The organism is Flavobacterium ginsengiterrae (assembly GCF_039539785.1).
In the GTDB taxonomy this organism is placed as follows: Bacteria; Bacteroidota; Bacteroidia; order Flavobacteriales; family Flavobacteriaceae; genus Flavobacterium; species Flavobacterium ginsengiterrae.
In genome coordinates this window covers 25,541-37,428 of sequence record NZ_BAABDU010000004.1, presented here as the reverse complement: position 1 = coordinate 37,428, position 11,888 = coordinate 25,541, and the positions used below count along the sequence as shown (strand labels likewise).

At 33.2% G+C, this 11,888-nt stretch carries 8 protein-coding genes; all 8 read left to right on the top strand.

Features of this window, described 5'->3' with window-relative positions; all coding sequences use genetic code 11:
* Window positions 1-92: 92 nt before the first annotated feature.
* The 8 genes from ABD859_RS10555 to ABD859_RS10520 all read left to right on the top strand — a co-directional run bounded on the left by ABD859_RS10555 (window position 93) and on the right by ABD859_RS10520 (window position 11,740).
* Window positions 93-1,928, top strand: a complete 1,836-nt coding sequence (locus ABD859_RS10555; protein ID WP_345143982.1) for a type VI secretion system baseplate subunit TssF — start codon at window positions 93-95, stop codon at window positions 1,926-1,928.
* 153 nt (window positions 1,929-2,081) lie between these two features.
* Entirely contained in the window at window positions 2,082-2,819 is a 738-nt protein-coding gene (locus tag ABD859_RS10550) for a CPBP family intramembrane glutamic endopeptidase (RefSeq protein WP_345143980.1), read from the top strand.
* A gap of 62 nt (window positions 2,820-2,881) precedes the next feature.
* Complete coding sequence (locus ABD859_RS10545) at window positions 2,882-4,063, top strand: sensor histidine kinase (protein WP_345143977.1); 1,182 nt, start codon at window positions 2,882-2,884, stop codon at window positions 4,061-4,063.
* Complete coding sequence (locus ABD859_RS10540; RefSeq protein ID WP_345143974.1) at window positions 4,051-4,758, top strand: LytR/AlgR family response regulator transcription factor; 708 nt, start codon at window positions 4,051-4,053, stop codon at window positions 4,756-4,758. The genes ABD859_RS10545 and ABD859_RS10540 overlap by 13 nt, the downstream gene beginning before the upstream one ends.
* 370 nt (window positions 4,759-5,128) lie before the next feature.
* On the top strand, window positions 5,129-5,686 hold the full coding sequence (locus ABD859_RS10535; protein WP_345143972.1) for an RNA polymerase sigma-70 factor: 558 nt from the start codon (window positions 5,129-5,131) through the stop codon (window positions 5,684-5,686).
* A gap of 117 nt (window positions 5,687-5,803) precedes the next feature.
* A complete protein-coding gene (locus tag ABD859_RS10530; RefSeq protein ID WP_345143970.1) occupies window positions 5,804-6,724 on the top strand; it encodes a FecR family protein in 921 nt (306 codons plus the stop codon).
* 74 nt (window positions 6,725-6,798) lie between these two features.
* Window positions 6,799-10,185, top strand: coding sequence for a SusC/RagA family TonB-linked outer membrane protein (locus ABD859_RS10525; protein WP_345143967.1), 3,387 nt, complete (start codon window positions 6,799-6,801; stop codon window positions 10,183-10,185).
* A gap of 19 nt (window positions 10,186-10,204) precedes the next feature.
* Window positions 10,205-11,740 carry a RagB/SusD family nutrient uptake outer membrane protein gene (locus ABD859_RS10520; RefSeq protein WP_345143964.1) on the top strand — a complete coding sequence of 512 codons (1,536 nt, stop codon included), beginning with the start codon at window positions 10,205-10,207 and terminating at the stop codon, window positions 11,738-11,740.
* The last annotated feature ends 148 nt before the right edge of the window (window positions 11,741-11,888 follow it).

Genomic DNA, 11,888 nt, shown 5'->3' with positions numbered 1-11,888 from the left:
TTTAATAAGTCTATTAATGAAAATTATTATTAGGCGAAATCCTAAAAAATTGAATCTGATCTTTTTAAGAATAAGAAAATAAAAAAATAAAAATGAGACAAGATCGAATAAAAGACAGAGTGCTAAAAAGAGCAGCTAGGTCATGGGGCTTTTCTGATGTTGAAATGGAAACATCATTTGATCCTGTAGTGTCAATGATGCTTAATGCATTGTCTTATGAATTAGAAAAAGTCGCTCATGAGCTCGAAGATTCTAAAACACGCGTAGTTGAAAGGGTTTTAGAAATCATGTTTCCCGAAGTTACAGCAGGAGTAAAGCCGGCAAGAGCTATTTTGCATGCTCTGCCAATAGATAATAATATGAAAGTTTCTTTGCAGAATCAAATGATGGCAAGTCGAAGAATTCATAATATTTACAATCCTTTAGCGCCTATTACCAAAGAAATTGCACTTTCGCCAACATTAGAAGTAAAGTTATCTTCTGCTGAGGTAAAGTATGTAGCGTATGAGAGAAACTTATTCGAAATTTCAAATCTTTTTTATAAAGATGCGATTCGGGATTATAAAAATTCTCTGCCTTCCGGTATTGTGTATATGGGTATTGAATTAAAGAATCCAAAAGATTTAGAACTGGATGACTTAATGCTTTATATTGACATTAAAAATACACACCAGAAAGAAATGTTTCATTATTACTTAAAACAAATGAAATGTTTTCAGGATAATGTACAAATTCAGGTTGAAGAAGGATATAATGTTCCTATAAATAATATCGACATAGAGAATATCATTAATCGTAATTACACGCATTTAAGTGAAATTATGCAGGAAGTTAATGAGTTTTATTTTGATAATTTTTATACACTGAAAGGATCATTAAAACACAAACCAATCAATGAATACGGAGAAGAATACAAGCATTTTGAAGCCATAACAAGCAGAAATGATAATCCAATTATTTGGGTAAAAATGGTTTTTCCAGAATCGTTAATTCCTCAAATATTAGATAATGTTTCTTTTACTGCAAACTGTTTTCCGGTAATCAATAAAAAGAAACATATTATCAATAAAACACTTGGTAATTTCTTGTCATATATTGCATTAGAAACAGATAATAATATCTATTTAGATGTTGATACTGTCATAGACGGTTTCAATAACCATTATGAAATCAAGGAATTTAAAGATGGTGTTATTGAAGAAGGAAATGCAGTATTAAGAACAGGCGGTGTTTCCAGATTTGATTCAAGAAGTGCATCAGAACTGCTTCAAAATGTATTAGACTTGTTAAAAGACGAAAGTTCATCTTTTGCCGGATTAGGAAAAGACTTTATGAACAGTTCATTAGTTGAAATTAATCAGCTTTTGGCATCTGTAGAACAACAGGCAAAAGAAAGCAGTTTTTCTAAAAACAATGATCCATATTTAATGATTAAGCCTAAGATTGATGAATCTATTGGAAAATCATTTTCAATACATTATTGGTCTACATGTGCCGAAGAAGGAAATGATATTAAAGCCGGAACCGTTTTGCAAACCAAAGAAGATATGTTGTTTGTAAGTAAAGCCGCTACATTGATTACCAATACTGTGGGCGGAATGAACAAACAGAATAACAAAGATCGAATTCTGGCCTATCGTAATGCACTTTTAACCCGTGGACGAATTGTAACGTTTGCTGATATAAAAGCATTTGGTTTTAATCATTTTAAAAGTTGTATTCTAGACATTAGAATAGAAAAAGGAACCAGAAAAGAGATTTCTGTAAAAGCAGGATTCAGTCGTACAGTAGATATTTATCTGCAGGTAAATCCTGTTGAGAAAGAGTATTTGTCAGAAACAGAATGGGATTATTTATGCGACAGTTTTATGAAACAGCTTAAAAGCAGATCCTCTAATGTATTTCCATATCGAATATTTGTAAATTAAATATAAAACGCCTCTCAATTTGAGAGGCGTTTTTTGTATATCCCAAAATTTATTTTCCTCAAATAGTATTTTTTATCGGTAGAAAAGACATTTTCGTCGGCAGGTTTTTCAATTGGATTTTTATGAAAATACTTTTAAAAAAAATTAAACACTATGTCACTATTAACACCTTTTGTATGGATTTTATTAATCCTGCCGCTTTTCATTTTTGCTTCAATTAAGAGTAAAAAAATCAATGTAAAATATCTGATTTTCTTTTTCCTGTACTTTCTGGCAGATACTTATATTCAATATCTGAGCAAAACGTATATTTCTTTAGAATTTATAAGTTTGAAATTTGCCTGGGCAGGAAAAATAATAAGTCTGATCTTTTCACTTATCATTATTTTTTCGGTTGGAAAAGAAGATCGCAGAGCAATTGGTTTTACAACTCAGACCAATTCAAAAAAACAATTGAAATTTGGACTTTTATTTTTCTTCGGTTTTCTATTATTCGACTTTGCTTTTAAAATGATTTTATTTCCAAAAGGCGGCACTTTTGATTTAGAAACTTTTGCTTTTCAGTCTACTATGCCTGGTTTAACAGAAGAAATTGCATTTAGAGGAATCTGCTTATGGTTTCTTGACAAAGCGTTTGAACCAAATTGGAATTTTAAAGGAATTAAATTTGGATGGGGTTTCATCATAGTGACAGTTTTATTTGGAGTCGTGCACGGAGCAGTTTTAACGCCAGATCATCAATTTAAATTTGATATTGTTACAATTGTTTATCTTACTTTAATATCCTCTATAAGTGTTGGCGTTTTGCGTAAGTTTTCGGGAAATCTTATCTATTCAATTTTAGGGCACAATTGTATAAACGTTATGAATGCTGTAATCAGAATATTGTAATAATTAAGGAGCAGATTTCGAAAATAAATTATCTTTGAATCTGCTTCTTTTAAATAAAATACATGCAGAATCAACAAGTTTTTACAAGTTATTTGACAAGTAAAATTGCAGCACTGGATTTCGACAAATTTTACACGCTCAAAAACCGAATTTTATTTCATGCAGCCATGTGGTTTGGCTTTGCAATGCTGTTATTTTTGAGTTATGTTCTGGCTTATGAGCTTTCTTATTTTAATGCTTTTATATTAACGCTCAGAATGACAACAGTAAATGCCATGGTTTTTTACTTGTTTTTTTATCTGTTTCTGCCAAAAATAGTTTCAGGAAACGGTTCAAGAATTTTAGTACTCACTCTTATTACTTTTCCAATATGTATATTTCTTTGGATTTTTGCCACCTATCTTTTTTCGAAATTATATCAAGCTTTTGGGTTTGAAATTTTATCAGGAGAACTTCAGGGAGCAATAGGGAAGAGCGCTGCGCAGACTTTTGCAGAAGCAGTTTCTATAAAAAGAATGATTTCGCAGTGTTTTATTATCATATCAATTTTATCGCCTTTCTTTTTTGTGAAAATTCTTTTCGAAATTTCACGGCTTTATAACAAAACGCTGAAAATTCAAAATCAAAAAGCAGCACTGGAAATCCAGAATATTAATATCGAGAAACAGTTTTTAACCGCACAGCTCAATCCGCATTTTCTTTTCAATACGTTAAATAATTTATACGGTCTTTCGATTAAAAAAGACGACTCTGCTGCTGAGGTTATTTTAAACCTTTCAGATATTATAAGCTATACATTGTATGAGTCTAATAACGAAAAAACGGCATTAGGTAAAGAAATTGAATTTATAAAAAATTACATTGAATTGGAACGCATGCGTTATGCATCAGATAAAAATATTCAGTTTCATTTTCCCGAAGACAGAGAGATGTTCGGCTATTTTTTGCCGCCACTTTTGACCTTCACTTATATAGAAAATGCATTTAAATATGGTTTAAAAAGTGATGGTGAACAATTTTTGTATTTAGAAATAAAGATAGAAAATGATCAGCTGTATTTTTGTATTGAAAATGATAAGGACAAAACATCAGAAAACAATGTTTTGGGAGGAATTGGCATAACAAATGCTTCAAAGCGATTAAAGCTTTTATATCCTGAAAAACATAAACTGAATATTGAAAACCTTGAAACAAAATTTAAGGTTACTTTGCAAATAGATTTAAAAAACGAATGGAAAAATTAAGCTGTATTATAATCGACGATGAACCTCTGGGAAAAGAAGTAGTTGAAAGTTTGGTAAAAGATATTCCTTTTCTAAATCTTTCAGCTTCATTTAATGATCCTGTTCATGCACTTACATATTTACAGGAAAACACGGTAGATATTTTGTTTAGCGATATCCAAATGCCTAAAATCAACGGAATGGAATTATTAAATTCACTTGTAAATCCGCCGATGGTTATTTTTATTACGGCACATCGCGATTTTGCCTTAGATGGTTTTGATGCAGGAGTTGTAGATTATCTTATAAAACCTGTTCGTTTCGATCGGTTTTTAAAAGCAGTAAACAGAGCAAAAGAACGAATTTCTATGAATACTTCTCCTGTTATACCGCAATCAAATACAGATAAGATATTTGTAAAATCAGAAGGAAAATTAATTAAAATCCTGCTCAGCGAAATTCTCTATGTAGAAGCTCAGGGCGATTATTTAAAAATAGTAATTCCGTCCGGCGATTATTCAACACAGCTTACATTAAAATCAATGGACGAAATCTTGAGTCAGCCTAATTTTTTTCGTGTACAGCGCTCATTCATTCTAAATCTCGAAGCCGTAAGAAGCATTAACGGAAATACAGTCGAATTAACAAACGGCAAATCTATTTCTATAGCCCTCAATAAAAAAGACGAACTTTTTGCCTTACTCGGAATAAAATAAAATATTTAGTTCCGTTACATTTTATATTGCAGCATGTTTTATTTCAGAACACCTTATCTGAAGAAACATGCTTTTTCTTTTTCTGCAAAATTACCCTGTTTACTTGTCATCAATATAAAATCAACTAAGTGTTATTTCCTGATCAGACTTTTATGAAATGTTAATATAATGTTTCATAAACAGGCTGTTTTATTAATGTAAAGGTAACTTTAGTGACCTACCCTCATTTCTAATTTTGGAGACATATTATTAAACAAACTACTGTTGTATATGTCAATTTTTAAAGCTAAAAAATACCGTAAGAAAACCCTCAAAGTAAGTTCTTCAAAAAGCATTCTTTCTCAAATACACCATTCAAAAGAGAAATATCATGTATAAAGGTTACACTGACGAAGAACTTGTTGAATTACTGAAACAAGGAAAAGACAAAGCTTTTGATGAATTGTATTTTCGGTATAGAGATTTATTGGTTCGGTTTGTTTATGCGCGAATGAAATCGGTTCCAATATCTGAAGAGATAGTTCAGGAAGTTTTTACCACCATTTGGGAACGCCGAAAAACCATTCAAATTCAAAAGAGTTTTATGGCTTATATCTACACCTCTGTACGTTATAAAACTTTAGATTATATAAAATCACATTCCGTTACAGATCAATACATTCAAGAGGTTTTAGACCGAAATGATATTTTCTGCAAATCTGCAAATACTACAGAAGATTCTCTTTATTATGAAGAACTTCAGGATGCGGTCGACAAAGCAGCAGCATTACTTCCTAAAAAAGCTAAAGAAGTTTTTATTCTAAGCCGGATTAAAAACTATTCAAACAAAGAAATTGCCGACGAACTAAACGTATCTATCGAAACTGTAAAATACCATATTTCATACGCACTGAAATTTATGCGCACTTATTTGGGAGAGTTCAACTGATGCAAAGTTACCAAACAGAAAACTCCAACAGCTTTTTCTTAACGAAAGCGTAACCTCAAGTGCCTACCTCAAATTTCAATTATCAAGACATACTATTAAAGACATAAAGAAATTATAATGCCTAATAAATTAAAACAAGAAATAGAACATTTTTTAGATGGAAAGTATTCTCCAAAAGGACAAGAAATGTGGAATAAATGGTACGATCGTACTAATGAAGCCGAGAATACAGAAATGATTAAATCTGATTTATCAAAACTGAAAAAAGAATTAAAAAAAATAAAGAAAACAAACAATGTTATTTCTTTTCAATATAAAAACTGGGCTGTTGCAGCTTCTGTAATTTTCCTAATAGGACTTTCGGTATTTTTTTACCGTTCGGTACAATCATTTACAGAAACAAAAGAATATGCAACCAGACTTGGCCAGCGTGCTAAAGTAACTTTAAGCGATGGAACTCAAATTTGGCTGAATGCAGGAAGTAATTTAAAATATCCAAATGAATTTAAAGGAGATATCAGAGAAGTTTATTTAACAGGTGAAGCTTTTTTTGATGTAGCCAAAGACAAAAAACATCCGTTTATAATTCATACCAATAAAATGGATACCAAAGTTCTGGGAACGAGTTTTAATGTTCAGGCTTATCCGGATCAAACCACTCAGGAAGTTTCGGTTTTAACCGGAAGAGTAAATGTAAAATCGACTGTTACAGAAGAAAATGTGTATGTAACTCTGGGACAAAAAGTGGTTTTTAAATCAAAAAGCAACAAACTTCAGGCTTTTAAAGATATTCCTGTAAACACCATTTCGCTGTGGCGCAAAAATATAATGGTTTTTGAAGAAACGCCTCTTCCTGAGGTAATTGCAACCATAAACCGAAATTATAATGTGGCAATTGAAATCAAAAACAAAAATCTAAACACACTCAAAATAAACGGCTATTTCAAAGAACTGTCTGCAGATCAGGTTGTGGCTTTGGTATGCAATATTGTAAATGCCGAATATAAGCTTGAAGCAGGAGTATATAAAATACAATAAACGTCTGAAAATCAATCAGAAATAAAAATAACTACGTAGAAACACAAATCCCAAAACAATTAAAACTAAAAACTATGAATGAAAAACAAAAGCGGTACGTCGTAAAGTTTCAAAGCATTAAAAAAGCTATGTGGGCAAAAGTAATCTTATTTATTGCTTTGTTTTTTACCGGATTAGTAAACGCCGGAAACATTGATTTCGATAAAAAAGTAACCTTAAAAGTAGAAAATGAAAGCTTAAAGAATGTTTTTCAAAAAATTGAAAATCAGGCTAATGTTCATTTTATGTACGAATCAAACCAAGTTAATACAAACCAGAAAATCAGTTTAAAACTTACTAATGTGCCGCTTGAGCAGGCATTAGATAAAATATGCTGCAATTTCTCGCTTAAATATGAAATTGTAAGTAATAATATCGTCATCAAAAAAACGCAGAAAGTAGCTTTTGCCGATGACCAAAACAAAATTATAGTTTCGGGAACAGTTTACGGCGGAGACGATAATATGCCTTTACCGGGCGTTGGAATTAAAGATAAAGGTTCTGATGCAACTGGAACTACAGATTTTGACGGAACTTTTAAAATGGAAATCAACGCATCTGAAGCTAATTTAGTTTTCTCATACGTAGGTTATGTTACTCAGGAAGTAAAAGTAACTCAGACAAGTACGATCACGGTAAAATTACCAGCTGATATGAAACAGCTTCAGGAAGTAGTTGTAATGGGATACGGAAGTGTAAAAAAGAGTGAAGTTCTTGGGGCAGTAGGTTCTGTTTCTATGAAAGAAGCTTCAAGCAGAACTTACAACAGTGCTGCCGAATTATTGCAGGGAACTGTTGCCGGTGTTACGGTTATTAATGACGGTGGAGATCCTACTGCATCGCCAACAATTAATATTCGCGGTATTGGATCTTTAAATGCAGAAACTCCGTTAATCGTTTTAGACGGAATTATTTACAGCGGTTCTTTAAACACAATTAACCCAAATGATATTGCTTCGATCAGCGTTTTAAAAGATGCGGCTTCGGCGGCAATTTATGGAGCAAGAGCTTCTGGAGGTGTAATTTTAATTACTTCTAAAAAAGGAGTTTCGGAGAAAATTAATGTTGATGTAAATTTTCAGGGAGGTTTTCAAAACGTAGCTAAAAAGCTTGAAGTTTTAAATGCTGCCGAATATGCAGATGCTATGAACACAGCTCGCGACAATGCAGGATTACCAAGAATTCCGGCTTTTGATCCAGAATTTGAACCAACTGCAAGAACTACAAAAACAAACTGGATGGATGAAATTTTCCGTACAGGACAAATCAACGATTTATCGATTTCTGTAAACGGAAGAACAGAAAAATCTAATTTCTTTCTTTCCGGAAGTTATAGAAAAAACGAAGGTATTTTATTAAATACTTACGGAGAACGTTATACAATTAGAGCTAACTCATCTTTTAAACTGGCGCCTAATTTTACAATTGGTGAGAATATTTCGTACTCATTAACAGACGGGCAGACAGCAAATACTTCAAGTTCATACACAGGAGCAATTCAGGCTGCAATTTTATATCCGCCAAACGCAACAATTTACAGAGAAGATGGTTCTGGACAATTTGGAGGCGTACCTGAAAAGTATATTGGTTCTTATGGAGACGTTATCAATCCGGTAGCGTATTTAAAAAGATTAGATAATAAAAATCCAATTTCTACTGTTTTGATTAATCCTTATGCAGAATGGGAAATTATATCAGGTTTAAAAATTAAATCAAACTGGGGTTACACCAGAATTCAGGATAACGGAACCGATTTTACAGTTAAAATCACAGAACCGGGAAAAATATTCGACTTTAACCGTTTGACTAAAAAGTCTTTAACTGTTACTGATTTATTGAGCGAGCAGACTATTTCTTATGAAAAATCATTTGGAAAACACAATTTCAAAGCTTTGGCAGGATATACTTATCAGGAAACTAAAAAAGATTTTTATACAGTAGAAGGAACTGGTTTTGACAGCGAAGATCCATCACAGCGTTATTTATTAAATGCTAAATTAATTCAGCAGACAGCGGCCGGAAGATCAGATGAAATTATTTCTTCTTATGTGGGAAGAATCAACTACGATTTCAATCAAAAATATTTAATCTCTGGAATTATTCGTCGTGACGGAACATCAAAATTATTAGAAAATAACCGTTGGAAAGTATATCCTTCAGTTTCGGCAGGATGGCTAATTTCCGAAGAAGAATTCATGAAAGGTATTGAGCCAATTATCAGCAACTTAAAACTACGTGCAAGCTGGGGACAAATTGGAAACTTAGGAAACCTTGGACCATATCAGTTTAGTGTGCCTTTATTGCAGACTCAGGCTTTAATTGGAGCAGTGCCTTCAATCAATTATGGTTATGCAGAAAGCGAATTATCAAACCCAAATTTAAAATGGGAAAGTTCAGAGCAAACCAATATTGGTTTAGATTTTACAATGCTTAACAACACGTTGGTAGGTTCTGTAGATGCTTATGTGAAGAAAAATAAAGACATGTTGGTTCGTGACCAATTGCCTGGAGTTTCAGGAACGCCGCAAGGAAGGATTGTTAACTCTGGAGATGTTGAAAACAAAGGAATCGAGGTGAGTTTAACATATCAAAAAACTCGTGGAGAATTTAAATTTGATGTTACTGCAAATGCTGGATTCTTAAGCAATAAAATTGTTTCTATTAAAGACGATTTAAATTCACTAGAACCTCTTGGTTTAAGCAGAGTTCGTAGTTTACCATTAGCGAATATTTATCAGGTTGGAAGCCCTGTTGGAGCTTTTTACGGATACAGAACAGATGGTTTATTTCAAAGTAATGAAGAAGCAAAAGCATTTGTAAACAAAGACGGTGTTGCTTATCAGCCAAATGCAGTTGCGGGAGATATTAAATTTAGAGATGAAAACGGAGACGGAGTAATCAATAACAGCGACAGAGTAGTATTAGGAAGTCCGTTTCCAAAAACGACATACAGCTTAAATGCTAATTTTAAATACAAAGGTTTCGATATGAATATCTTTTTCAGCGGCGCTGCAGGAAACAGTGTTTTCAATGCTGTAAAACATACAGGATTAAACGCTTCTTTTCCGGGGTACAACTTATTAGCTGATTCAAAAGATGCGTGGTCGCCAACAAACAGAGATACAAATGTTCCGGTTCTTTCATCTACAGATAACAATAACAACTTCGGACGTATTTCTGATTTGTATATTGAAGATGCTTCTTTCTTACGATTAAAAAACCTTTCTCTTGGCTACACAATCAAAGAAAGCTGGTTAAACGGAAAAGCAAAATTGAGATTCTTTATTTCTGGACAAAACTTATTTACAATTACCAAATATTCTGGAATGGATCCTGAAGTTGGTCTTAGAAACTTTGGAATGGATTTAGGCAGATATCCGCTTTCACGTATTTATATGACTGGTGTTAACGCAACTTTTTAAAAAATAAAAAACAAACAAAATGAAAAAAATAAGTCTTTTATTATTGAGTTTTACGCTTTTAGTGGGCACTTCGGCTTGCGAAAGTGAACTTGATGTTGTACCTCAGGGAGCACCTTCGAGCGGGAATTTCTGGAAAACTCCGGCAGATGCAAAAGCAGGCGTAAATTCTATTTATGCTTTGTATTCTGATGATAATATGTACGGTCGCGGTTTCTTTTGGCTTAACAATGCAAGTGACGATATAGGAACAAAACCGAGACAAAATGCTGAGCGTATTAAAAACTTTATCGTTGACGGATCTGAATCAGACACAAAAGATATTTGGAGAATTCACTACGAAATTATGAAACGCTGTAACGACGTTATTCGTAACATTCCAAATATTCCTTTAGACGAAAAAACAAAAAACGGAATGCTGGGCGAAGCTTATTTCAATCATGCTGTAATGCATTTAGAATTAGCGTATCATTATGGCGATGATCGTGCTGGAATTCCAATTCAGGACAGAGATAACCCGACAAATGTTTACGTGCCTCGTGCTAAAAACGTTGCCGAAAACTACGCATACATTGCCGCTGATTTAATTAAAGCGGCTGATTTACTGCCGTATTTTAATGAACTGTCTGCAGACAATTACGGACGTGCTCATAAAACTGCAGCCTGGGCTTATTTAGTTCGTACTTATTTGTATGCAAAAGATTGGGACAATGCTATTAAATATGCCAACATGATTGTAGAAAGCGGTAAACACAAACTGCTTGATAATTTTGAAGATGTATTTAAAATTAAAAACAACTGGTCTTCAGAATACATTTGGTCTGTAACGTCAAGTGCCGAAAATACTTCTCTTGGTTCTATTTTTCCGGGAGTTTGTTTAGAAGATAAAGGCTGGGGAGTTTACAACGGCTGGGGAAATTTCTATCCAACAAAAGAATTATTCGATACATATGATCCAGCAGATAAAAGAAGAAGCGCAACGATACTTCAAAAAGGAGACAAGTTTGTGTATTTTGGAGAAGAAGTAACTTTTAATGAAGGTGCACATATTGTAAGTTCTAGTAACAGAACAGGTTATCAGTTTAAAAAATACATGGAGCCTTTTAGTTATCCAAAAACAACTTCTGGCGGAATCGATATTCGTTATGTAAATGCAAACGGAGACAAGCCTTCAACAGCTTTAAACGTGCCTCTTTTACGTTATGCCGATGTTATTTTAATGCTGGCAGAAGCTAAATTAATGAAAGGACAAAATGCCGATACAGAAATCAATATGATTCGTCACCGCGCTGGTCTTGGAGACATTTCCGGAGCAACAATGGTTGATTTAAAAAGAGAAAGAAGATGCGAGTTAGCAGGAGAATGGACAGACCGTCATTTTGATTTAGTGCGCTGGGGCGATGCAAAAGAAACTTACGCAAAACCACTTCACCATTATGATGGAAGTGTAATTTATCCGGCTCGTAATTTTAATCCTGCCATTCACCATGTATGGCCAATACCGCCAGATGAAATTGCAGTAAGCAAAGGCGCTTTGATCCAAAACGAAGGATGGTAATTAATAATTTCATTTAGTTTGTTTAGTTTTTTTTTTACACTGCAGACTTGTTGTGGAGTCTGCAGTATGTAAAAAAATAGACGTATTTATAGTATGAAAACCAGTCTTTTAAATAAGGACTGGTTTAAGTTTTCAAATTAATTTCTAA

Bases quoted from the DNA above. Each gene is read 5' to 3' on its own strand.
- ABD859_RS10555 (WP_345143982.1), top strand. From the start codon at position 93: ATGAGACAAGATCGAATAAAAGACAGAGTGCTAAAAAGAGCAGCTAGG.
- ABD859_RS10550 (WP_345143980.1), top strand. From the start codon at position 2,082: ATGTCACTATTAACACCTTTTGTATGGATTTTATTAATCCTGCCGCTT.
- ABD859_RS10545 (WP_345143977.1), top strand. From the start codon at position 2,882: ATGCAGAATCAACAAGTTTTTACAAGTTATTTGACAAGTAAAATTGCA.
- ABD859_RS10540 (WP_345143974.1), top strand. From the start codon at position 4,051: ATGGAAAAATTAAGCTGTATTATAATCGACGATGAACCTCTGGGAAAA.
- ABD859_RS10535 (WP_345143972.1), top strand. From the start codon at position 5,129: ATGTATAAAGGTTACACTGACGAAGAACTTGTTGAATTACTGAAACAA.
- ABD859_RS10530 (WP_345143970.1), top strand. From the start codon at position 5,804: ATGCCTAATAAATTAAAACAAGAAATAGAACATTTTTTAGATGGAAAG.
- ABD859_RS10525 (WP_345143967.1), top strand. From the start codon at position 6,799: ATGAATGAAAAACAAAAGCGGTACGTCGTAAAGTTTCAAAGCATTAAA.
- ABD859_RS10520 (WP_345143964.1), top strand. From the start codon at position 10,205: ATGAAAAAAATAAGTCTTTTATTATTGAGTTTTACGCTTTTAGTGGGC.